This is a genomic window from Planktothrix sp. FACHB-1365 (assembly GCF_014697575.1).
Taxonomy (GTDB): Bacteria; Cyanobacteriota; Cyanobacteriia; order Cyanobacteriales; family Microcoleaceae; genus Planktothrix.
Window position 1 is genome coordinate 65,966 of sequence record NZ_JACJSC010000026.1, and the last position, 24,986, is coordinate 90,951.

A 24,986-nucleotide genomic window follows, 5' to 3' on the forward strand; every position below is an offset into this window, starting at 1 on the left:
AAGCAAGTTAGGTAGTCAATAATACAGATATTAATCTTCTGCTATTCCCATGCTCTTTGGTCATCTACCAATGTCTGCAATCGCTTTAGAGCAAACCCTGAATCAAATCATGGCAATTACGCAACAAATTCACCGCCCCCTGGAATTAGGTGATATTTTAGACGTGACGGTCGAAGGAATTAGGGACATACTGGGATGCGATCGGGCTTTGATTTATCGTTTTTTACCCGAAGGCGATGCCGTCATAGCAGAAGAATCCGTGAGCATCGAAACCTCACCGATTATCGGACAACTGATTTACGATCCCTGTTTTCAAGCCAAATGGGTAGACCTGTATCGCCAAGGAAAAATTAGCTTCATTGAAGATACTGAAACTAAACTTCTTGAACCCTGTTATAAACAGCTTTTACAACGATTAAATATCGCGGCTAATCTTGTTGTCCCGATTCTACTCCCCCCGTCCCCTTCCTCCGTCCCCCCGTCCCCCCATCCCTATCTCTGGGGGTTGTTGATTGTTCATCAATGTCACAGTCCCCGTCACTGGAAACCCTTAGAAATTCAATTTCTGCAACAAGTGGCGATTCATTTAGCTATCGCTGTCCAATACCGAGAACTGAATCAACCTCTTGAGCAATTCCATCAATGGCAACACCAGACTCTGCAACCTTCCTCCCATACTCTCTCTACAGAAGAATGTGGCTGTTGCCATTCGGTTGATGAATCTCCGGTATCAATAGCGGATTTAAGGGGATGGGATCGACTTCAAACTCCAATCTGGATTTTTGATATTGAGAATTTACAGATGTGGTGGGCAAACAAAGCCGCCCTTCATATCTGGAATGCCACCAATCGAGAAGAATTACTTAACCGAAATTTTAAGGATGTTTCTGAAGCAACTCGCATTCGTTTAAACACTTATTTACAACAATTTCAACACGAGGAAACTATTACCGAAACCTGGACATTTTATCCTGAAGGAAAGCCGATTTCTGTTCGTTGTACTTGTTCGGGAATTAAAATTGAAACGGGTCGAATGGCAATGTTAGTGGAGGGGATAAGGGAGGTCGTGAATGAAAATACTCCTGAAACATTGCGCTCCATAGAAGTCCTGCATCATACAAGTGTGATGATTTCTCTGTATACTTTGAATGGGGTGCCCTTAATGCAAAATCCCGCCGCTTTGCGTTGCTATGGGGATACTCTACATCCCAATAGGGCTGAGGATAATGTGTTTGTTCGTCATTTTGTTGATCCCAATATTGGAGAAACGGCAAGATTAACCGCCCAATCTGGTGCAGTTTTTAGTGTTGAAACTCAAGTTTATACTTTAAATGGGATTCGTTGGCATGGGTTGGATGTGCGTTGTACTCGTGATCCAGTGACGGGTCATCAATTGCTGCTGGTGAATGAAAAAGATATTACTGAAAAACAAGTTGCCCAAATTGAATGTCAGCGTGTCGAACAGGAATTGCGCTGGAAAGAAGCGTTATTACGTTCAATGACGGATACTTCTAATTTGGCTTTTTTTGTTGTTGATAATCGCACCGATAATATTCTTTATTTTAATCATCGTTTTTGTCAAATTTGGGGGATTGAACATTTAGAAGGTCAGATGTTAGAAGGAGTGTTAAAAAATAACGATATTATTCCCCATTGTATTCCTTTAATTGCTGATGTTCCGGCTTTTGCTGAGTCTTGTAAACCCTTACAATCAGAGAATAATCGAACGGTAATAGAAGATGAAATTGCTTTTTCGGATGGACGCACAATTCGCCGTTTTTCTAGCCAAATTCGAGATCAGAGCGATCGCTATTTTGGACGATTATATATTTTTGAAGATATTAGCGATCGCATAGCCAGTGAAAAGCGTTGGCAATATGCTTTAGAAGGGAATGGAGATGGGGTATGGGATTGGCAACTTCAAACGAATGAAGTGTTTTTCTCCCGTCGGTGGAAGGAGATGTTGGGATTTGCAGAACATGAAATTGGCAACACTTTAGACGAATGGAAAAAACGAGTTCATCCTAATGATATTGAGATGGTTTTTGGCAAGATTAACCAACATTTTCAAGGAGAAACTGAACACTATATTAGTGAACATCGGGTTTTGTGTAAAGACGGAACCTATAAATGGATACTTGATCGCGGTCAAATTCTCAGCCGTAGCCCCGAAGGCTTTCCCCTACGCATGATTGGAACCCATACCGATATTACAAAACGCAAAGCGATGGAGGAAACCCTGCGAGAACGGGAAACTCATTTATCCTTAGCCTTAAAAGCCGCGAGGATGGGAACTTGGGACTGGAATATTCTCAGTAACGAGATTCTCTACTCCGAGCAACTCCGGCTGATGTTTGGTTTATCTGGCCCTTATGATCGCAGCTATGAAGCCTTTTTAGAGATACTGCATCCAGAGGATCGATCACGGGTGGATCAGTCGGTGCGGGGTGCGTTGTCAGAAACTTATGATTATCATGTCGAGTTTCGGATTATTTTAGCCGAAGGAGCCGTTCATTGGATCTGTAATAAAGGACAAATTTACTATAACGAATCCGGTCAAGCCATCCGTATGATCGGCGTAGCGATGGATATTACGGCTCAGAAACGCTCAGAAATTGACTTGCGGGAAAGCGAGGAGCGCTATCGGTCTGTGATTGCGGCTATGGGTGAGGGGGTTGTTCTCCAGCAAGCAGATGGTCAGATCGTTGCTTGTAATCAAAGCGCAGAAAGGATTTTAGGGTTAAGTTCTGATCAGATGATGGGCCGGACTTCTATTGATTCACGCTGGTGGGCGATTCAACATGATGGTACCGATTTCCCTGGAGAAAACCATCCGGCGATGGTGACGTTACGCACGGGAGAACCCCAATTTGACGTGATTATGGGTGTTCATAAACCGGATGGGGATTTGACGTGGATTTCGATTAATTCCCAACCTTTATTTCATTCCGATCAATTTCAACCTTATGCAGTTGTTACTTCTTTTTCGGATATCAGTATTCGCAAACAAGCCGAAGAAGCGTTAAAACAACAGGGTGAACGAGAACGGATGATTTATACTATCACCCAACGGATTCGGGAGTCTTTGGATTTAGATGAGATTCTACAAACAACTGTTGCTGAGGTGCGGCAGTTTTTACAAACGGATCGGGTGATTATTTATCGGTTTAATGCTGATTGGAGTGGTGTAATCGTTAAGGAGTCTGTGGGAGCGGGTTGGAAATCGATTTTGAATCTGGAAATTACAGATACCTATTTTGTGCAGAATCAGAATAAATCATTTGAACAACACACAGTTAAGGCGACTTCCGATATCTATACTGCAAACCTTGATTATTGTCATTTAGAGTTATTAGAAAAACTACAAGTTCGAGCCAAATTAGTGGTTCCGATTTTACAAAATCAGGGTTTATGGGGGTTATTGGTTGCCCATCATTGCGGTGGGTCGAGGGAATGGTATGCTTTAGAGATTGAACTTTTGAGGCAGTTAGCTGTTCAATTAGCGATCGCTATTCATCAGTCGGAACTTCATCAACAATTGCAGTTTGCTAACCAATAATTACAAAATTTGGCGATGGTGGATCAACTGACCCAAATTGCTAACCGTCGTTGTTTTGATGAGATTTTAAATCAAGAATGGCATCGTTTAATCCGAGAACAACGTCCCCTGTCTTTACTACTTTGTGATATTGATTATTTTAAACAATATAATGATACCTACGGGCACTCTCAAGGGGATATTTGTTTACAACAAGTAGCTCAAGCACTTCAGCAAGGGGTTCAGCGCTCTATTGATTTAGTGGCTCGATATGGAGGGGAAGAATTTGTAGTCATTTTACCCCATACGGATCAAGAAGGTGCGTTACAAGTGGCTGAGAAAATTCAAGAAGCAATTCAACAGTTTAATCTGCCTCATTGTGCTTCTGCTATCAGTCAACGGGTAACGATGAGTATTGGCATTTGTACTATAATTCCGACTTTAGATCGGGTTCCTTTAGATTTAATTAATGCGGCAGATGAGGCACTTTATCAAGCTAAAACCCAGGGACGAAATCGAGCCGTTAGCAATAATCTATGAAGAGGGAATTACGAATTACGAATTACGAATTACGAATTACGAATGGGTAATATTCCCTGTTCCCTGCTATATAATTATAATTTAATTAATAAAAAATAAGGAACAAGAAAATGGGAAAACTACAAGCTTTAATTTTTGATGTAGATGGAACTTTAGCGGATACGGAACGAGATGGTCATCGAATTGCTTTTAATCAAGCTTTTAATGAGGTAGGTATTCCTTGGAATTGGTCTATTGATTTATATGGTAAATTATTGGCAATTGGGGGAGGGAAAGAGCGTATTCGTTATTATATTGAACAATATGAGCCGGAGTTTTTATCAACGGAAAATTTAGATAATTTAATTATAGATTTGCATCAGTTAAAAAATCAATATTATCGAAAATTATTAGATCAAGGTTTAATTCCATTGCGTCCTGGGGTACAACGGTTAATTCAAGAAGCAAAAGAAAAGGAAATCAGGTTAGCGATCGCAACAACTAGCGCTTTACCTAATGTTTTAGCATTATTAGAAAATACAGCTATTCATCCAGACTGGTTTGAAATTATCGCGGCTGGGGATATTGTTCCTGCTAAAAAACCAGCCCCGGATATTTATTTTTATGTATTAGAAAAATTAAGATTAAATTCAGCAGATTGTCTGGTATTTGAAGATTCTCATCATGGATTTTTAGCATCAAAACAAGCTAAGTTAAAAACAATAATTACTGTCAACGATTATACAAAACATCAAGATTTTACTGATGCTGTATTAGTCGTTAATCATTTGGGTGAACCCGATCTACCGTTTACAGTATTAGCGGGGGATATTTCTAAAAAAAGTTATTTAGATTTAACATTAATTCAATCTATTTTTTAAACCTATAAAAAACGAAACCGTTTGATTTTAGCTTGTTAAAAATGTTATCAAATATAAACCGTTGTATCTGATAAGTTTGACAAAATAAAATCTTAACAAAAATTTACAATCAACACTTGATTTCCCTGACCTATGCTTTTAACCTTAATACCAAACAATAAAGTTTTACTCATTCTTTGAATATATCAAAATAGAATAAGTTAAGGAAAAGGAAAGTATGAATGCTCAGTCTGGAAAAACCCTGATTGTCGTTGATTCTGGCGTTGAAAACTATCAAAGCTTAGTTGAAACGTTACCCTCAAATGCTGAAGTGATGATTCTGGATGCGACCCAGGACGGAATTGACCAAATTACAAACGTCTTATCGCAAAAAAGCAATATTGACAGCATCCAAATCGTTTCTCATGGTGCAGACGGACTGTTGCAATTAGGAACAACAACGTTAACCTCTGAAACGCTAAATATTTATACTCAATCTTTAAGCCAATGGGGAGAAAGTCTAACCCCCAATGGAGATATTTTATTATTAGGATGTAATGTCGCTGATTCGGAAACAGGCAAAGCTTTTGTACAACAATTAAGTCAAATTACCCAAGCAGATATTGCCGCTTCCGATGACCTGACTGGTAATACAAACCTAGGCGGAGATTGGTTATTAGAATATGCAACGGGGTTAATTAATGCGCCCCTAGCTTTTCAAATTGAAGCGATGAACGCTTATCAAAGTGTATTAGCAAACTTTTCTGTCGGTAACGCTTTTGACTTAACCAATGCTTTAAATCAAGCCCGGAATAACTTTGAACCGGATGAAATTACTATAACGGCTAATATTAACGGATTTTTTAACTCGTTTAATCTCGATCTTCAGGATAACGAACCTCTCTCAATTATTGGGAACGGTCACACAATTGATGGAGGTAACAGTGCTCAAATCTTCAACATTGTTAATGGAAAAATTGTTCTTTCTAATCTAATTCTGCAAAATGGTTTAGCCAAGGGAGGGGATGGAATTACTGGTGGTGGTGGTGGTTTAGGGGCTGGGGGTGCGTTGTATGTCCAAGGCGGGAACATCACCGTTGAGAACGTCACGTTTAATAATAACAAAGCTCAAGGGGGGAACTCTCCTAGCGGTGCTGGACGGGGTGGTAATGGTGACGGGGGTTCAGGACAAGCTGGAGGCAGTGGTGGTCAGCTAAACGGTGTATTGGGATCTCCGGGTGCTGGGGGTCAGGCGGGTGATCCCAATGGGAGTGATGACCGTGCTAACGCTCAAGACAAGCAACATGGGATATCTGGTGACTTTGGAACAGGTGGTGGCGGTGCAGGTGGTGGCGGTGGAGATCAAGGATTAGCTCCTGATGGGGGTCGTGATGGTGGTAATGGCGGTGCCGGAGGATTTGGTGGCGGTGGCGGTGGTGGCGGTGGCGGTGGAAGAGATGATGGTGAACTAGGTGACGAAGAACATGGTAACAGGGGAACCGGAGGTCAGGCAGGAGAATTCGGTGGCAATGGCGGTGGCGGTGGCGGAACAGTCCAAGATGGTGCTCAAGGTGGCGGTGGTGCTGGTTTAGGTGGGGCGATTTTTGTCAAGGATGGTGCATCTTTAAACTTAATTAACACCAACTTTTATAACAACCGTGCAGAAGGCGGTGTTGGTGCAGAGAATGGCCAAGGTAGAGGCGGGGCTATTTTTATGATGGGAGGTGCTACCGTTAATACGGTTGGCACAAATTACGGTGGAAATTCTGCCTCAACAGCCGATAATGATGTGTATGGAAGTACAGGGACTCTTACCCTTCCCACACTTAATATTTTTAGCTTAACAGACCCTTCAGAACCTCTTACAAATGGCTCTTTCCAACTGATACTTGATCAAGCTTTTTCTAACGATATTACTGTTAATTATAATATTGAGGGAACGGCAACAAAAGACACAGATTATACGATTCCTCAAAGCATCACCATTCCTGCGGGTCAAACCGTTTTTGAAATTCCAGTTACCGTAACAGATGATAGCCGTTTTGATCCCAATGAAACGATTATTTTAACCCTAGCAACCGGGAATCCAAATTTTTATAATATTGGGGTTTCTAATAGTGCAGAATTAACCCTTGAAGATAACGAACCCGAAGTTAGTATTACGGCTGGAACTACCCCTACAGAAGAAAATGAAACTGCTGGAACCTTTAATATTAACTTGAGTAAACCTGCTCCCGATGGTGGACTTGCCATTGGCTACACCATCACAGGAACAGCTACTTCTACAGATGATTATACTGCTACCTTAAACGGTACAGAACTTCCTGCGGATTTTATTATTATTCCTGCTGGAGAAACCAGTGCTGAGATTAATATTAAACCCGTTGACGATAGTTTAATAGAAGCAGCAGAAAATTTAAAAATTAGTTTAATTGAACCTACCGATTTAGAAGGTTATGCCGTTCAAGATAGTCAAGGAGAAGCCACATTATCCATTACAGATAATGAAAAACAGCCTATTGTTAAATTAGGGAAAATCGGCAACCCTTCAGAAACGGGGCCAACATCAGGAAGTTTTAGTATCTTTTTAGCTGATCCCGATACCGGAAAACTCTTAGAAAATCCTCCCCTTAAAAGTGACGGACAACCTTTAGGATTAGAGGTTTCTTATGAAATTAGTGGAACAGCCAAAAATGGATCGGATTATTCTCCCTTATTATCCTCTTCTATTACCATTCCCCCTGGAAAAACCAGTGCGGCTCTCCCTTTAGAAACCCTGGATGATTTGATTGATGAAAACAATGAAACGGTTAAAATTACCCTCAAAAATGACAAACCAGATGGGTCTATTTATACCATTGATACCACACCCATAGAACATAGTATTACTGATAATGATACGGTAGGAATTACCGCTTCTGCCATGAATGGTTCGACTCACGAACAGGGAGGAGAAGCGAGTTTTACCGTCAGACTAAATAGCCAACCGGAACAACCTGTCACCTTTAATTTTACCAGTTCTGATACTACAGAAGCTGAACTTCAAACTTCATCTATTATTTTTAATAGTAGTAACTGGAATCAAACCCAAACGGTTAAAGTGAAAGGGGTTGATGATACTCAACGAGATGGTGATATTACCTATAATATTAAAACGAATATTAGCAGCGATGATCCGAACTATAGCGCACTGAAATTAGAGGATATTACGGCGACTAATATTGATGATGAAACTGAAAACGTTTTAATTTCTCAGTCTGATGGTAGTACAGAAGTCAGCGAAGCGGGAATAACAGATAGTTTTCAAGTCGTTCTTACAGGTTTTCCGATTGATAATGTTGTTGTTAATGTTACCCCAGATTCACAAATTGATCTTGGTAATGGACTGGGAAAACCCATTGCTTTAAATTTTACCCCGGAAAATGCTAGTACACCTCAAATCGTGACAGTTAAAGCGGTTGATGATGACGTTGTAGAAGGTAAACAGATTAGTAATATTAGCTATATTGCTAATAGTAATGATCCGCTTTATGTTGGGTTAAAAGGAAACGTCAATGTAGCAATAACGGATAACGATAATCCGACGGTTAAAATTAAACCTGTGGGAAATGGTAGCGAACAAAGCTTAATTCCTGGTGTGTTTCAGATGGTATTAGATCATCCTGCACCCAATGAAGGATTAACCGTTAATTATACCGTTTCTGGAGTCGCAAATCCGGGGGGAGATTATACAATTGTTGGGTTAAATACGATTAATAAATCCGGTTCAGTTTACATTCCACCGGGAGAAACAGGAGTTAATTTAAACGTTACCCCGATTCAAGATTTAATTACTGAACTAGGAGGAGAAACGGTTAGTATTAAATTAGAAACGGGGTCAGGATATGAAATCGGAACTGTTAATCCGGTCAGCGTACTTGTCACCGATGATGATGTCCCTGGTGTGCGTGTTCTCGAAACTGGAAGCGGGACTCAAGTTGTTGAACAAAATCCAACTCCACCCAATTTTAATAAAACAGATACTTATCAAGTTTCTCTCACCAGTTCTCCGGGTATTGGTGAAACTGTTACCATTAAACCCAAGTACGATAGTAGTCATTTACAACTGCTTGATGCTGGGAAAAATCCTATTACTGAACTTAATTTTGATGCGACCAATTGGAACCAAGCTCAAACCATTACTGTTGTCGGTTTAGATGATCATAAAGCCGGAACCTTAGAACAACTCATCACTCAAAGTTCTAGTAGTACCGATGGAACTTCTGCTTATAATAATGGAGAAAAAATCAACGGTCAACCCCTTCCTACTGTCAATGTTGCTATCAGTGAACCCACCTATAATTCCAGTGAAATTGCAGATGGATTAGCCTTACTTTTGGAGCAGATCGCCGAAAGTTTGAAACAGATGTTAAAAGACACCAGTATTCCGATTATTGGTTCTCTCAGTGGTGCTGAACCTGCCTTTATTGACACCTTAAAAAATAATATTATTAATGAAATCAAAAAAACAGCTAATCTGACTCAAGAAAAGTTACAAACCTTATTAACGGATAAATTAAAAGCTGTTTTTCCCGATGTTAAGGTAATTTCCGATTCTCTTCCCCAAGAAATTTCCTTTGATATTGATCTCGGAAATAGTTATAATACAACCGCTAATTTATCTCAAGATTTTGGTTTACCCGCCTTGGGTTTAGAAGTCGATGGTCAAGCCAAAACAAATTTTCAATATGATCTCAACTTAAAGTTTGGTTATAATCAAGATTATGGCTTCTATGTTGATACTGATCAAACCAAACTTACCGCCGATGCGTTAGTGGGTTTAGATGATAATTTTAACGCTCAAGCTAACCTGGGTTTCCTAGCTCTGAATGTTGCGAATGGAGTCGAAGATAAAGTGAACGGTGGAACTCAAAAAACCCAAGCAGAATTTAAAGCCGAATTGGGATTAGAAGATATTGATCTCAATGCAGAAGGCGATTTAGTTGAGGATTCTGGGGATGGAAACCGACTCACTTTAACGGAATTAAAAGGGTTTAACCAACTTCGGAAAACGAATCAAGCCACTTTGGAAGATTTGTTTGATATTAATATTGATGCTAACGCTAAAGTCGGGTTAAAAGCAAGTACAAGTTTTCTAGGAAATGCAGCAATTCCTTCTTTTGATTTTGAGTTAGTCGGACAATTTGATGCTCTAAAAGTAGACGGTTTTCAAGTCACTGGCCCCCAAACGCCACAAATTAGTTTTCAGAATGTTAACATTGATTTAGGGAGCTTTGTTAGTAACTTTGCTAAACCGATTTTAGAACAAGTTGATCAAGTTTTAGAACCCTTCCGTCCTTTGATAGATGTTTTAATTAAAGATACTCAATTACTCTCAAAATTAGGATTAGCTGGATTCTTTGATAAGAAATGGCCGATTCCTAATGGAGGGGATAGACAAGTTTCAACCTTAGAACTCGCTGATGTGATCTTACGGCTTTTAGGGAATGAACTTCCTCCCAGTGTTTTCAAATTTTTAGATACTTATGTCAAGATTGATAACTTTGTCCAACAAGTTAATAGCTTACCCCCAAACGAAAAAATATTAATTCCTTTGGGGAATTTTACATTACCTAAATTGCAAGATTTGAGCAATCTCAGTTTGTCTGAAGTTGGTGCAATTACAGACAGTACAGCCAGCTTAGAAGATGATTTTAATCAGATATTACAGACAACAACGGATACCGCTAAAAAACAAGCCGCAGAATATTTAAAGGGATTTACTGAGAAGTTTTCTCTTCCCAATCTTGATGATGTTTTGGCAATTCAACAAAAGATTGATCTGCTAAAAAATGACTTAGAAACTATCTTACAAACCACAACCGATACAGCAAAACAGAAAGCCATAAAATATATTCAAAACTTAATTAAAGAGAATTCTTTACCCTCTGTTGAAGAGATTCCTAACATTCAGCAAAATATCACCATTATCCAAGATGAATTAAATACAATTTTACAAACAACAACTGATAGTAGCAAAAAGCAAGCGATTGAATTTATCCAAGGTTTTACTCAAGATATTCCTTTACCAAATCTTCAAGATATTCTCGACCTTCAAACGAATACAGATCTGCTTAAGGATGAACTCGAAAATCTCTTACAAACCAAAACTGATAGTGCAGAACAGCAAGCGATTAAATTTCTCCAAGATTTTGCTAACCGCCTACCCTTATCAAAATTTGCTAATTTTAGCAAGATTAATTTAAGTGAGATTAAACAACAAGCCACTGACGTTAAAACCGAACTGGATAAGATTATTCAAAATCCAGGGAATTCTAGTCAAAAATCCATTACTGAATTTACTAAAAGTTTCACCTATGGAGATGGAAGCAATCAATCTTTATTTGATATTCCCCTGCTGAAAGATCCGATTAAGGCGACTGCTTTATTATTAGGTCAAGATGTTCCTTTATTTACTTTTGATGTTCCTGAAGTTGCGTTTAATGTAGGAGTCCGAAAAACCTTCCCCATTTATGGCCCGATTCGGGGTTTATTAGAAGGTAAATTTGGCGCAGCCGCCGATTTTGCAATGGGTATGGATACCTTCGGTTTGCGTCAGTGGAAAGCCAAAGATTTTGCCGCCAATCAAGCCTACCGTATCCTAGATGGATTCTATATTAGTGATCGTGAAAATGCAGATGGTACGGGTGCGGATATTCCAGAAGTTAAACTCAATGCTACAATTGCAGCCGGAGCCGGTTTAGATCTTTTAGCTGTTTCTGGTTATCTCAAAGGCGGAATTGAAGGATTATTTAACTTAGATTTAGTAGACCAAGGTGAAGCCAATAAAACCGATGATGGTCGCATTCATGCGGTTTCGGAAATTGTTCCCCGTTTTGATAATTTTTTGAGTTTATTAGGAGAAATTAACGCTTTTCTGGGAGCCGAAGTTAATCTCTTTGGGGAGACTGTATATGATGAACATTTTGCTACCTTTAATTTAGCTGAATTCAAAATTGGTAATAGCAGTCTTGGAAAAGTACAAGATGGTTATATTGCGGGAGCGACTGTTTTCCTGGATGCTAATTTTAATGGAATTCAAGATTATGCTGACCTCAATAATAATGGTATCCGAGACTTTGAGGATGTTAATAATAACGGAATTCGCGATACTTATTCAGTCCCCGATCTGGATACAGGAGCAACGATTCAACTTCTCGAACCCTTCAGTGAACCTTTTAGCGAACCTAGCACCTTTACCAGTCCAGATGGTAGCTACAATCTCAATATTTTAGATAATTTAGATAAGAATGGCAATGGCATTATTGATGCTGATGAAGGTCGAGTTATTGTTATCAATGGAGTTGATACATCAACATTCCTTGACCAAAGTATTACTCTAATTACCTTACCCACAGCCAAAATTGCATCCCCCCTGACATCCATCGCTGCAAAACTGATAACGCCTGATTTTGAAACGGCTAAAACTGAAGTTAAAGAGGCTTTTAGTCTCCCCTCAAATTTGGATGTATTCGCAGATATTCCCACTGATGTAGAGATAGGAGTTTTAGCGTTAAAGGTACAACTTCAAAACCTAATCATTACCGCCACACAGACCCTTTCACAAACGCCTTTTGTCGGTTTAAAAGTTGATTCCGCCGAAGTGAAAAACCAGGCGGGTTTACTCTACCTTGATAGCAATAATAATAACCAGTTTGATACAGGAGAACCTGAAGTTATTAGCGATCGCCTTAACGGTGGAATTCGCTTTTTAGATCTCGATGGTGATCAACAATTGGATAGTGAAGAACCTTCCTCTTCTATGACAACGGGAGAAATTGCTAAGGAATTATTTCAAAGTGTTGCAACCTTAATTGAGCAGGGAAATACACCGAATTTGAGTGATGAAACCATTGTCAAGAATTTACTCGAAAATGCGATCACAACTTTAACAAACCAAGACCCCAAACTCAATCTCAATGGTGCTATTTTAACTCAAACTGTTCAAGAAGTTATTGACAATAATTTTATTATTGATAGTATTTTTGATAATAGTTCTGGATTTTTGGATCAAGCAAATGCTCGGAAGCAAATGCTTCAATCTTGGGTTTTCTTTGATGCTAATGATAATGGAATTCAAGAAGCTGACGAACCCTTTGCCTATAAAGCCAGTGATGGTACTTATGAGCTAAATATTCCTGTTGATCAATTTGATAAAAATGGCAACGGTCGCCTTGATCCGAATGAAGGAAAAACCGTTGAAATTGAAGCTTTTAAATCCGTTGAATTAGCAACAGGTTACTCTCAACTCGTTAGTAATCCTTTTGCTACCTTAGTTCGATTATTAGCTGAACCCGTAAATCCAGAAGCCGCACAAACCCAAGTTAAAACGGCTTTAGGACTTCCTAATATTAATCTTTATGAATTTGATGCCCTTAAAGAAATCGCTAATGGCAATCAAGACGGGTTAATTGTATTTAGTCAACAAGCTAAAATTTATAATACCTTAGTGCAACTCTCTGAGTTTTTGAGTGGTTCTTCAGGCGGAGGAATGAGTGCAGCAACCGATCAGATTTTAGACGAAATTATCACAAAAATTAATCAACCCAATGGCACACTCAATGTCAGCGATTCCACTCAAATACAAGGGATTATTAAAGCAATTAAACCTGATATTACAACTAATCTATCCACAGGTGTTGCTAATATTATTGTTGCTGGAAATATTCGCATTGATCAAGTTATTTCAGATCCGAATATTGATTTAGTTCAAAAATCAATTCAAATTGCTAAAATTCAGCAGGTCGTTCAAGGAAAAACGGCAACCGATTTGCAAAAAGTAGGAACCGGAAGTCTATCTATAGAACAAGCGATCACCGATCATACAGGTGAAGCTTTAACAACCCAAATTCAAGCTGCAACGGCTCAAGATCCGACTTTCCAACTGGATATATTAAATAACACTCCTGAAGCGAATGCTGACAATAATATAACGACTTTAGAAGATACTCCCATAGTTATTAATGTGCTAGAAAATGATCAAGATGAGGATAGTAATGACACATTGAAAGTAACAACTGTTGGCAGTTTAGAAACGAATGAAGCCGGACAAATTACAGCAATTCTTCCTGAAAGTAGTCAAGGTGGAACCTTAGAAGTTAGCACCGATGGTCAAACCATTACTTATACTCCTGCTCTTAATTATTTTGGTGAAGATAGCTTCTTTTATTTAACAACGGATAGTAAAGGCAATGTTGCCAATGCAGAAGTTAAAATTAATGTTCAATCTGTTAACGATAGTCCTATACGGATAGGGGAAATTCCTGATCAGATTGGTATTCAACAAAACCAACCCTTTAATCTGAATCTCTCGACTTACTTTAGTGATCCTGATGGTAATATTTTAACGTTCTCAGCACCAGAACTTCCGAATAACTTAAGTCTTAATCCAGCAACGGGCTTAATTAGTGGTATTCCTACTATTAATACTGTTAGTCCATTTGTCATCACTGTTACAGCTAGTGATCTTAGTGGAGCGAGTGTGAGTGATCAGTTCAACTTGAGCGTTCAAGCTATTCCTCAACCAACACCTCAGCCAACTGTTGCACCCACCCCTGTACCAACACCAGCACCAACACCAACACCAGCACCAACTGTTGAACCCACCCCAGCACCAACACCAGCACCAACTGTTGAACCCACCCCAGCACCAACACCAGCACCAACTGTTGAACCCACCCCAGCACCAACACCTCAGCCCACTGTTGAACCCACCCCAGCACCAACACCAGCACCAACTGTTGAACCCACCCCAGCACCAACACCTCAGCCCACTGTTGAACCCACCCCAGCACCAACACCAGCACCGACTCCAGCACCAACTGTTGAACCTACCCCAGAACCAACACCAGCACCGACTGTTGCACCCTCTGAAACTTCTTCAGACAACACGGGTGACAAGGTATTTAATATCTATGACCCCACTAACTTAATTAAACCGATCACTTTTCCGAACTTACAACCCAATCAAAATCTCTTAAACTCCTCTGTCGTAACTGATGGAGACGATACAATTATTGGCGGTCAGGATGACAATCAAATTGCAAGTGGTTCAGGAAATGACCGAACTTTTGGCAGCTTGGGGAATGATACAATTTCAGGCGATAGTGACAATGACTGGATTAACGGCAACCAGGATAACGATCTTATTAATGGTGCGGATGGCAAGGATGAAGTTTTCGGTGGACGCAATGACGACCAAGTGCGGGGAGGTAGTGAAGACGATAGTGGGTTTGGGGGTTTGGGAGCCGATTTAATCGAGGGTAATGAGGGTAACGACATCCTCTATGGCAACCCAGATAACGATACAATTTCCGGCAACTCCGATCAAGATTTCATCTGGGGTGGTAAAGGAAATGATTTACTCGATGGTAACTCTGGTGATGATATTCTCTTTGGAGACAATGGAGAAGATACCCTCGATGGCGGAGAAGGAAATGACCAACTCATCGGCGGAAACGATAATGACCTGCTCGTAGGAGCCGAAGGTGCAGATACCCTCACGGGTGGGGAAGGAAGCGATCGCTTTGTCCTCGTTTCTGGATATGGCCCTGATATGATTACTGACTTTACCCAGGGTCAAGATCTGATTGTTCTCGATGGGGGTTTGAGCTTTGAGCAACTGAGTATAACCTCGGTAATGGGTACGACTCAAATTCAGGTGAATGGAATACTTCTGGCAACCCTCAATAATGTTGATCTGACTTTGCTAACTTCAGAGGACTTTACGACTTCTATTTTCTAGGAGTTGCAAGAGTCGTCATCCGTATCAACCCAATTTGAAATTCCTATTTAATTTAGGATGAATTCAGAAAATTTATGCTCCAAATCCCTTAGAATTGAGATAAATTTTCTAACTCTGATATTAATTAAATAAGGATTTCCCCATGACTGTACAAATCACTGGAAAATACACTTTTGTTTCTCAAGAGAACTTCCAGGATTACTTGAAGGTTGAAGATGTTGGGATGATCAAACGAAATGTTTTGGCATCAACCAAGCCGGACATTATTGTGGAGTTTGATGGCGACCAATTCACCATTACCACCATCACCAGCCTAAAGACCATCAAGATGATCTTTACTTTAGGACAGGAGTATGAGTATGACCCAGGAATAGACAAAATGGACACATACATCACAACTTTGGAAGGGGATAACACCTTGTTCACCCAGAGGGTTGACGATCCCTCTGCTACGTCTTCCATACAATTCACCAACGATCAAATGATCATGACCATGACAACAAAGGGAGTTACTGCAACCCGAACATTTAATAGAGCTTAAAGAAATAGAAATAATGAAGAATCAGCATTTAGCTTTATTCCTTGAGTGAGCGAACACTTAAATCCTTCAGGGTAATTGTGAAGTTCCGTTGTTGGTTAGTCGTAATAAAAGAAATAATTACCTCACAGGCGACAGCAACCGTTAGCATCACCAAATTACGCGCGAGTGGATAATCACAAACATCATCATTCACATCAGAAGGAACTCGATAAACCTGATTCCAAATTACTTCTGAATAATCAGAAGCAAGTCCAACATGAAGGCATGGAACTCCAGTTTGATCAGCGTAATCCTTCACCGTCTGACGGGATTTGCTATTGTCAAATCCATCAACAATCAATCCACTTTCTTTCAATAATTGAGGGGCATTAGTCGCAGACAATTCTTTGCTTTCAACATCTATCTTTGTCCCAATTGCTCGATACAAATTATTCGCCAAAATCTTAGCTTTGAATGCCCCCACATCAGAACGATAATAGGGTTGAGTCGAGAGATTTCGTTCCTCAATGCGATCGCAATCAATCACCTTAAGCTTACCCAACCCAGCACGAGCGAGATTCTCAGTTAAATTCGCCCCCAAGGCGCCTGCGCCACAAATCGTTACCGGAAAATCCTTCAGCTTCGACATGACTGCATCGCTACGATAAAGTTGTTCATGAAAAAAGAGGCTCATAGTCTCATTACTCCCGGTGTTCCATCACACCCACTAACGATTGCAAATCAAAATCCCGATCGCGCCCACTGAGGCAAATCCCCGAACTCACAACCGTTAAGTCCTCTTTAGCGATAATGCTCCGCATCACTGGCGTGACCGCACTGGTATGATAACTGCCATCGGCCGTTGTCCAATCTACCCTCCAGTAATCACCCCGGTCTTGAAACTGATGTAACTCACCCCCCCCCAGTTTAAGGGCTTGTCGCAGTCGCTTTTCATCTTGTTTCAGTGGGTCAAAGCCCTCAGTTTGTTGACCTACTAACTCATAGAGCGATCGCATTTCTGGGGTAAGACCCTTAAACTGTAATTCCTTCGTTAAAATCAATTGTTTGAGAGCAGATTGTAAGGTTTCAGCGATCTCTGGGTCAGCACGACGATCAACCTCCTGAAACCAACAGAAATTACCATTCCAACGGGCGATAATTTGTTCAAAGGCAATTCCTTCTGTCACCAGATGTACAGGTACAGGTTTGACCGTTTTAAACCGTTGTTGCATATCCGCTTCATTAATTGGATAAGCCAGCCAAGTTTGACGTTGTAAGGGATAAGCCAACCGCAGGCGGATACTGGGAAACTGTTGCAAATAAGCAGAAATCAGGGGTAGGTCTGCTACCTCAATTAAGGTTGCGGTCTGTTCATCCACAGGCTGAAAGATGCCCCATCCCTCAAATTGCGGAGGTTTAGGTGTAAACGTGTAGACCATGCCAGCAACTCGCGTGCGAACCCGTCCACCTTTGACACGGGGGGCTAAGAATTGAGTTGATTGCAATTCTGCTTCTGCACGAGCAATCTGATTAAGGAGCTTGCGAATATCAGTCATTTGGATTTTAGTTTTTGGATTGAAGGACGAAACTTAAAGCGAATATCTACATCGTTTCCTTGCGTAAAATTTCCCGTACTTCCATCAAGATTTGCCCTAATTTGTTCTTGCCACTTCCATCTTTTCCACAGCCCCAATAGTAATCAATTGGAGAGTTTTCCACAAGCATTTTATCCCCCGTTGACAGCAGAATATATCGAATATCGATATGGGTTCTAAACTTTTGTAGCACTGCTTTTCGCATCACCTGATCCTTCACCTGATCCCAATCAGAACGAAGGGGCAAAGAGCGATTCCTACCTAAATTTGCAGCATCTTTCGGTGTTTTAGTTTGCCGTACTTTTTCCAAATAGGGAGTATTAACAAACTTCTGGGCTTGAAAATAATGTTCACTGGTTGCCCAGTACAACTCATCCAGCATAAAGCCATGGGCTGAGAAATTGGAAAAGCAACCATAAGGTTTTTCTCGTGAAGAATAAAAGTAAATCGTCATATTAATTAGGGTGTCATCAATAAGTTTGTAGTCAGTGCTTTAGCGTTGTCTAAATGGGCTAAAACCCAACAACGAAAATTTCTAAAGTTGAATATTAAGATTATTAGTGTTCCTTAGACTCTTGAGGTTCACTATATTTGTCACCAATGAATATATCTGTACCCGTTCCTATATTTATGTTGTATTTAGATTGTTGAGATTCAGATTTTAATGGCATCCATCGATAGAAACTTAGAAACTCGTTCTGCAAATGCTCCAATATAAGGAAATATAAGCACGAATTTGCTTCTCCAACCTTTAGATTGTCTATCTGTAATTCCTCTATGCCCATTGAATTGTTGTTTTCTAAAGATGGCTCAAAGAACTGATCTAAGATACCAACATTCGCAGGTTGGATTTCAAATGTAATAGGTTCATTTTTAATAACTTTTTTACAGGTGTTCCTGATGTTGCAAGACATGACATACAAATCTGCTACTTCATAATTTCCGTAGCGAATACTAAGTGTTTTGCCAATATCTTTCTTGAACTCCAAAACACTAAACTTATCCTGTGTGTACGAAAGTTCTATAGCCTCATCTTTGCGCTTCTTTTCCGAAGACCAGTAACCAGACAATGCTCCCAAAAGAGTTGAGATGATAGCAAGGGCAACTTTACTCCAAAAATCACTGGTATTATAAAAAGGAACATTACCAGTTGCTGGCGAAGGAGTAGCGCTCTGAGCATAACTGATAAAAGGCGTTAATGTAACAACAAGTAGGGCAGATAGGATAAAAAGCGCAAGCCTTTGGAAGGACTGTTTTAGCTTCATCTCTTTTACTGATAGAAAGGGCATCAACTCCATTGAAGACTGAAGTATTAGAATTGTAAAACTACTCAGTACTCTATCAATGAGTTGTGCCCTATTCTACCCTACTTGTCCGTCCGCAGCACCAGTGGCGTGTCCAGAATCTCCAGCAACAGATCCAGACGAGAAGGGCGCGTCAAGAGCGGTACAAGGTTGGGCAAGCTGTAGTAGTCTCCCGCAAAGGTAAACGTTTCTACAGGTGCTTGCTGCGCCTTCAGTTGGTTCTCTAACCAGTTGCAGTAACCCCCGACTCGGACAATTACGACGTTTGGCATGATGGCAAACTCTCGGCAGTAAGTCTTATAAACCTCACCGAAGTAAGGAGTTGCGTTCTCACCTTCGTCTGTCACAATAATGATTTGATCCACGATTTGGCGCTTCTTCCGCATCGCCTCCAGCGCACAGCCAATACTGGTGCTACCCCCTGCTTTGATGTGCTGGAATGCTCGTTCCCAGTCGGTCAATTCCTGACCCTGGGCGGTGACAGGATAGGGGATGTCGTCAAAGGCGTAGACAAACAGATCAGCTTGGGTAATGCCAGAGATTAGGGCAGCAAGTCGCTTACCCAACTCGATCGCATTCTGCATCGAACCGGACTTGTCTACAAACAGGGCAGTCGGACGGGTAATTACACCCCGACGTTTGACTTGCTCGTTCGTCACCTTCTCTAACCGAGCCACAGTATCATCATCGAGATCGGCGGCATCTGCGGCAACTTGCGCCTTATATGCAGCCACTCGCGCCCCTTTGGTGGCTTCATCCAGCTTGGTATCAATTAATGCCTTCACCTCTGGGTGATCCATTGCCCCTCTTGCCTTCAGAGACTTGAGGTTGTTGATCACTTCTTGGGGTGTCATGCTGTTAATAACGGCCACCAAAACAGTTGGGGTGAGTTGCTTGATTGCACCAATAGCAATGGTGTAGGGCAACTTAAACTCAACAATCAACTGGGCTTGCTCTGCTGCACTCTCAGCTTTGGCAAGCTGCTTCAGAATTGCTGCCAGTGAGCCAACGGGAGGCTTGTCAAGAAACAGAATCGCATTCGCTCGTTCACCGGGCTTGATGTGCAGTGACGCATACAGATGCTTCATCGCCTTGCGTCCCCGTAGTGCCGCCCGATCAAATAGAGCCGGGTTGCTTTCCCGCACTTTCAGATACCGTTGTACAGCAGTTCGGGCAGAACGGGGCATCTTGTTGCGTTGCTGCTTCATGAAGTCTACCATACGAGCGACTTGGTAGGGCGGAAACTCTTGCACCATCATGAATCCGGCATCCCGGTGTTCAGTCAAGTTGCTGGTTAGCAGATGAGCAATGAACACTTCTTTATGGTCGCGCACATCCCCATTGCGTTGATACCAAACCGCCAGGTGTCCGTAAAAGATGGGGTCAAGTTCAACAATCAGTTGATGGATTTCTGCGACTTGCTCCAGCTTGCGGTGGGGAGTCGTGAGCAAGCTGTTAAGCATTTCCAGGCGTAAATCTCGTTCAGTGTTGTTCATTATGAACCTCCTCTGGGTGTAGAGAGATGAGGAGGCAGATGTTGCACGCAACGGTGATCAGTCACCGCGCAAGTTGCAGAAGCTGGGCTGAAGGTATCGCTACTTCCAGGTTTGCCTGCTATGGGTTTGGTGGCTTTCAGCGTACAACCCAATGCAGGCACCGTTTTAGATTTGCTGGGTATGTAAGCTTCTGCGTTCAGGGCGCGGCAACAACTGCCAAAATTTATATAGCGCTACGCGCAAGGGAACAGGGAACAGGGAACAGGGAACAGTAAGAAGTCAAAGGGTTTGAGAATTCAGAAATGTCCTACTTAATAAGGGGGGAAATGTATAAAAATCACTTCGTGCAAGTTAAAAAAGCAGTTGGGTCATACACAGGAGTTGAACCTGTAGTAACTTGAACCTAAATCAAGTGCCTTTTCCAGTAGGCGAGTATGTAAGCTTTTGAGGTTAGGGCACGAAATAAACTTTATGATTGAGAAAGTTGATTGCGAATAAATCGAAGTTGCTTTTTGCTACACTGCTGTTTCCGAGTGGCATACATTCTTCGACCGTTCATCCATCTCCCATTACCACAAAAGATTTCACCGTCTAGCACATCGATAACGGTTTGTGTGGGTGGAGGTGGGACTTCCTCAAAGGTAATTAGATACCAAATCCCGTGAAGTTGGTGATACTCATGATATTCATCCAGTGTCACCACATCCGGTCGCCATGAATTCCATCTCTTGCGAGGTTGGTTTGCAGACACACACAGAATTCCAGTTTCTGGATGCACATAAAATTTCTCTGTGTAATGGCTGTCTAAGCGATGAGGAATGGAAAAACGCCGATGGGTTCTTTTGCTGTAAGGTATGCCATCAATCAGTTCAACGTGCCGCTCAACGAATTCCCATAGATGGGTCAGAACGTGTTGTCCTGCCATTGTTTTGGTATCTAATTGCTGACACAATTTACTGTAAACTGCATTCCAGGGTTGCCCAACGTGCGATCGCAAAAATCGCCGCAGTGGCCCTAGCTGATCAGAGAGATACTTCGATTTATTTCTAGGTTTAATCAGGTAAGGACTGAGTAATCCATCCTGACTTGCTTCCTCGGTGAGTTTATATAATTGCTTCTTAAAACCTTTCAATTTTTTGAGGCTAATTCGCATTCCACCACGAGGACGTTCAATGACAATTTCGCTCAAACGATGTTCGCTCATATTGCAGGGAACAGGGAATAAAGAATAGAGAGAAAAAGACTTCATCACCGTTTGTTTCGGTGCCTTAGTCTTTATAAAACACCGTTCTGGCGACTGTTAGACGTCCGGTTATGTCCATATACTTTAACCGTAAACAGCTTCAGGACGGATGATTAAATCACCACTGGGACGGTGATCAACTACATAAGTAGAAAGTCGATTTCCATCAACATCCAAATATCTTGAAACTCGTTCTTTCACTGCTGTATCACTCATCCCTTGAGTAATTTCCAGTTGGGTTTCTGATAGGTCGAGCGATCGCCCTTCAAATCGAATATGTACCATTTTTATTACCTCTTACTTGATTAAAAAGTGGATCTGATCGGAATCGAACCGACGACCTCCTGATGAGAGTTCCACTCATCCCTCGTACAAGTTCACAAAGCTGGTTTTTGCTTCTTGACAGGAAGTTAGTATGTAAGCTTTGCCTGTTAGGATACAAGGTGGTTTAGGCACTCTGCCACTAGAGCTACAGACCCAGGGTTGGTGGATTCTGGTCGGAGTTGAACCGACATCTTTCTGTTTGCAAGACAGACGCTTTCCCAGTTAAGCTACAGACCCAAGTTTGGCAGGAGCGGTAGGGGTCGAACCTACACGAATCGATTTAGAAGATCGATGCCCTTTCCATTAGGCGACACTCCCAAAATTTCGGAGTCCTGACAGGATTTGAACCTGTAACACAGTGTTGGTGGGCGCTGTAGGAGTTGAACCTACGTCAGGCTGATTAAGAGTCAGGCGCATAACCGTTCTGCCAAACGCCCGTTTTTCAATTGTTCAACCCCAGGTTGAACATGGGTCGCCAGAGATTTGAACTCTGACCCGTCTGCTTAAAAGGCAGCTACTCTAACCGTTAAGCTAACGACCCAAATGCTCTAATTTGCAGGATTTTTCAGCTTCTCGTTGGTTTAGCATACTAAAGTGCTTTTTATTTGTTACTTTTAGAAATTTGGTACACCGAGCAGGACTTAAACCTGCTAATAACGCACTTATCGGGTGCGCGCGTCGATCACTTCCGCCTTCGGTGCTTGGTACTCCTGACAGGATTTGAACCTGCAACGCATCGCTTCTAAGGCGATCGCCTCTGACCGTTGGGCTACAGGAGTGAGAAATGGGAGGAATACAGAAGACGACTGTTTACCTCCCAACTGCCCCGCCAGGGTTTGAACCTGGAATCTCCGCTTTCAAAGAGCAGGATGTTGCCAATTACACCACAGGGCATTGACCGATGTGTTCTTCTGATTACACCACGTTCTCACTCATCGGAGCGAACAGGAATTGAACCTGCAATGGCGATAAAACCACGACTGTTTAGCAAACAGCTTGCCTTACCAGTGGCGATCGCTCCAAAATCAATGCCGTGCAAGTTGAAAAAGCTGTTGATTCACACACAGGACTTGAACCTGCAATGGACTGTTTATGAGACAGTTGCCTTACCATTAGGCGAGTATGTAAGCTTTTTCGATCAGGGCACGGCAACGCACAGACAAGGATTTGAACCTTGATCAACGGTTTTGGAGACCGTGATGTTTCCGTTACACCATCTGTGCATTGGACTCCAGGGTGGGATTTGAACCCACGAATAGTTAGTTTTGCAGACCAACGCCTTTCCACTTGGCGACCTGGAGATTGGATCAAAATGTAGTATTTATGAAGTTTTCAAGGTACTGGTTGCTGATGTCAGCAGGGGTTAGAGGAAGCAACACCGAGGATTAGTGCCTCTGTGTTTCATCTCATACTACAACTATAATTACTATACTACATTTTGTCAAGAGCATACTACAAAAATTTTTAGAAGGGACAGAGCAATCGTAGACAAAATCGTTGGATTGCTCTCTGGTGGCGGGTTTACCCATCAGGCTTTGGCAAAAAAACACCACCTGGCTCTGGAGTATGTGGGATTGCTGAGTTTGCTGTGTAAGGGAGCGAGGAGAACGAGGGTTCACTTGCTACAAATATTATTCAAGTTGAGATAAATTTTCTAATCGTTCTATCCATTGATTAAAATGAGGACATTTTTTCCTAATAGTTTCTAAACCAATTTTTTGAGCCATTAAAGGTGCAACAGACACTTTTGCACCCTCATAACGAGGAATAGCTTGAATAATTCGTTTAGAAGGTTAGGTAAAGCATATAAATCACACATTGTTGTAAATCTAGCTTCAGGATGTTTATCCTGTTTTAACCAGAGAATAATATCTTTTTTTGCTTTTTGATAACTGACTAAACCGCCTCGATGAACTGCGGTTCTTGTTCGTTTCGTTGTAATACGATGGACATCAGTGCTAATATTAAAATAGCCTAAATGCTCTGTTAAAATTGTATTGACAAATTCCTCTTCTGTTTGACCTTCAGCAATAATATGTAAGCGGATCATCACTTGGGTCTTCCTCCCAAAACATTTTTATTCCAAAGTTCCGATAAAGAATATTCCTCTAACCAATCTTTCAAAGGTTCAGGATCGAGACGCTTGAACTCAGAAGCACGTTGTTTCCGGTCAACAATAATAATATCTTCCGGTGCAAAACAATCAATTAAAAAGGTTGATTGAGCCGCTAAAATCACTTGAACTTCGTGAGAAATACTCTGAATTAATCCCGCAATAATATTAATTGCATAGGGATGTAAACCTAATTCGGGTTCATCTAAGATTAAAACATCTGGTATATCGGATATTGGTTGTAACAGTAGGGTGACTAATGCCATTGTTCTTAAAGTTCCATCGGAAATTTGATGAGAACTAAAAATAATATCCGTATTTTTTTCTGTCCATTGTAAAATAACAGTATTATTAATGGGTTCCAAAACAAAATCATCAAAAAAAGGAGTAATTTGAGTTAAGGTATCAACAATAATTCGATAATGTTTGGGTTCTGTTTCCTTTAATCTCAACAAAACCGAGGCTAAATTGGCTCCATCTTCCCGCAGATAACGATTATCTTCAATACTCCATCTTTGCCGAATGGTTCTCCTGTACCTATGGTGATAAGTAAATCTTATAAAGAAAGACAAGCTAGTAGCTTTTCACGCATCATCTCAAAATTTTTGAAGCCATAGCTTTGACGAAGAATTAATTTGATCCGGTTATTTAATCCCTCCATGACTCCACTGGTTGTTCGATTAATAAAATA

The 24,986-nt window shown here is 41.1% G+C and carries 16 protein-coding genes and 10 tRNA genes; 5 read left to right on the top strand and 21 right to left on the bottom strand.

Annotated features, from left to right (window positions below):
- The first annotated feature begins 70 nt into the window (after window positions 1–70).
- From H6G57_RS28730 to H6G57_RS22225, 5 genes are all read left to right on the top strand, one after another.
- Window positions 71–3,559 carry a PAS domain S-box protein gene (locus tag H6G57_RS28730; RefSeq protein ID WP_199314415.1) on the top strand — a complete coding sequence of 1,163 codons (3,489 nt, stop codon included), beginning with the start codon at window positions 71–73 and terminating at the stop codon, window positions 3,557–3,559.
- Window positions 3,560–3,568: 9 nt separating this feature from the next.
- On the top strand, window positions 3,569–4,078 hold the full coding sequence (locus H6G57_RS28735) for a diguanylate cyclase (protein WP_304608945.1): 510 nt from the start codon (window positions 3,569–3,571) through the stop codon (window positions 4,076–4,078).
- Between the two features lie 110 nt (window positions 4,079–4,188).
- Window positions 4,189–4,938: an HAD family hydrolase gene (locus H6G57_RS22215; protein WP_190522588.1), complete on the top strand. Its 750-nt coding sequence runs from the start codon at window positions 4,189–4,191 to the stop codon at window positions 4,936–4,938.
- Between the two features lie 217 nt (window positions 4,939–5,155).
- Window positions 5,156–15,700: a DUF4347 domain-containing protein gene (locus H6G57_RS22220; RefSeq protein ID WP_190522590.1), complete on the top strand. Its 10,545-nt coding sequence runs from the start codon at window positions 5,156–5,158 to the stop codon at window positions 15,698–15,700.
- 142 nt (window positions 15,701–15,842) lie between these two features.
- Complete coding sequence (locus H6G57_RS22225; protein ID WP_190522592.1) at window positions 15,843–16,241, top strand: lipocalin/fatty-acid binding family protein; 399 nt, start codon at window positions 15,843–15,845, stop codon at window positions 16,239–16,241.
- Between the two features lie 34 nt (window positions 16,242–16,275).
- Here H6G57_RS22225 and H6G57_RS22230 read toward each other — a convergent pair whose 3' ends face one another.
- The 21 genes from H6G57_RS22230 to H6G57_RS22325 all read right to left on the bottom strand — a co-directional run bounded on the left by H6G57_RS22230 (window position 16,276) and on the right by H6G57_RS22325 (window position 24,980).
- Window positions 16,276–16,914, bottom strand: a complete 639-nt coding sequence (locus H6G57_RS22230) for a ThiF family adenylyltransferase (protein ID WP_190522594.1) — start codon at window positions 16,912–16,914, stop codon at window positions 16,276–16,278.
- Window positions 16,915–16,921: 7 nt separating this feature from the next.
- Window positions 16,922–17,776 carry a hypothetical protein gene (locus H6G57_RS22235; protein WP_190522596.1) on the bottom strand — a complete coding sequence of 285 codons (855 nt, stop codon included), beginning with the start codon at window positions 17,774–17,776 and terminating at the stop codon, window positions 16,922–16,924.
- A 46-nt stretch (window positions 17,777–17,822) separates the two neighbouring features.
- Window positions 17,823–18,269, bottom strand: a complete 447-nt coding sequence (locus H6G57_RS22240) for an NADAR family protein (protein ID WP_190522597.1) — start codon at window positions 18,267–18,269, stop codon at window positions 17,823–17,825.
- Between the two features lie 103 nt (window positions 18,270–18,372).
- Entirely contained in the window at window positions 18,373–19,080 is a 708-nt protein-coding gene (locus tag H6G57_RS22245; protein ID WP_206756699.1) for a hypothetical protein, read from the bottom strand.
- A 101-nt stretch (window positions 19,081–19,181) separates the two neighbouring features.
- Window positions 19,182–20,615 carry a hypothetical protein gene (locus tag H6G57_RS22250; RefSeq protein WP_190522601.1) on the bottom strand — a complete coding sequence of 478 codons (1,434 nt, stop codon included), beginning with the start codon at window positions 20,613–20,615 and terminating at the stop codon, window positions 19,182–19,184.
- A gap of 469 nt (window positions 20,616–21,084) precedes the next feature.
- Window positions 21,085–21,819 (bottom strand): hypothetical protein, encoded by a 735-nt coding sequence (locus tag H6G57_RS22255; RefSeq protein WP_190522603.1) that lies wholly within the window; start codon window positions 21,817–21,819, stop codon window positions 21,085–21,087.
- Between the two features lie 123 nt (window positions 21,820–21,942).
- Complete coding sequence (locus H6G57_RS22260; protein ID WP_072721224.1) at window positions 21,943–22,143, bottom strand: hypothetical protein; 201 nt, start codon at window positions 22,141–22,143, stop codon at window positions 21,943–21,945.
- Window positions 22,144–22,342: 199 nt separating this feature from the next.
- A tRNA-Ala gene (locus tag H6G57_RS22265) sits at window positions 22,343–22,419 on the bottom strand.
- 5 nt (window positions 22,420–22,424) lie between these two features.
- Window positions 22,425–22,500: transfer RNA gene (locus H6G57_RS22270), tRNA-Arg, on the bottom strand.
- A 44-nt stretch (window positions 22,501–22,544) separates the two neighbouring features.
- A tRNA-Lys gene (locus H6G57_RS22275) sits at window positions 22,545–22,619 on the bottom strand.
- A gap of 31 nt (window positions 22,620–22,650) precedes the next feature.
- Window positions 22,651–22,723 (bottom strand) — tRNA-Lys (locus H6G57_RS22280).
- Window positions 22,724–22,884: 161 nt separating this feature from the next.
- Window positions 22,885–22,961 (bottom strand) — tRNA-Leu (locus H6G57_RS22285).
- 42 nt (window positions 22,962–23,003) lie between these two features.
- Window positions 23,004–23,076, bottom strand: a tRNA-Gln gene (locus H6G57_RS22290).
- 42 nt (window positions 23,077–23,118) lie between these two features.
- Window positions 23,119–23,203: transfer RNA gene (locus H6G57_RS22295), tRNA-Ser, on the bottom strand.
- A gap of 37 nt (window positions 23,204–23,240) precedes the next feature.
- A tRNA-Met gene (locus tag H6G57_RS22300) sits at window positions 23,241–23,309 on the bottom strand.
- A gap of 25 nt (window positions 23,310–23,334) precedes the next feature.
- Window positions 23,335–23,405 (bottom strand) — tRNA-Trp (locus H6G57_RS22305).
- Between the two features lie 2 nt (window positions 23,406–23,407).
- Window positions 23,408–23,483, bottom strand: a tRNA-Cys gene (locus H6G57_RS22310).
- Window positions 23,484–23,813: 330 nt separating this feature from the next.
- Entirely contained in the window at window positions 23,814–23,927 is a 114-nt protein-coding gene (locus tag H6G57_RS29170; RefSeq protein WP_309236010.1) for a DUF4276 family protein, read from the bottom strand.
- The gene (locus H6G57_RS22315; RefSeq protein ID WP_242049062.1) at window positions 23,909–24,232 is read right to left on the bottom strand and encodes a DUF4276 family protein; all 324 of its coding nucleotides are present in this window, start codon (window positions 24,230–24,232) and stop codon (window positions 23,909–23,911) included. Before H6G57_RS22315 ends, H6G57_RS29170 begins: the two co-directional genes overlap by 19 nt.
- Window positions 24,232–24,867 carry an AAA family ATPase gene (locus H6G57_RS22320; RefSeq protein ID WP_190522605.1) on the bottom strand — a complete coding sequence of 212 codons (636 nt, stop codon included), beginning with the start codon at window positions 24,865–24,867 and terminating at the stop codon, window positions 24,232–24,234. Before H6G57_RS22320 ends, H6G57_RS22315 begins: the two co-directional genes overlap by 1 nt.
- Window positions 24,852–24,980, bottom strand: a complete 129-nt coding sequence (locus H6G57_RS22325) for a transposase (RefSeq protein WP_375539548.1) — start codon at window positions 24,978–24,980, stop codon at window positions 24,852–24,854. The genes H6G57_RS22320 and H6G57_RS22325 overlap by 16 nt, the downstream gene beginning before the upstream one ends.
- Window positions 24,981–24,986 lie beyond the last annotated feature (6 nt).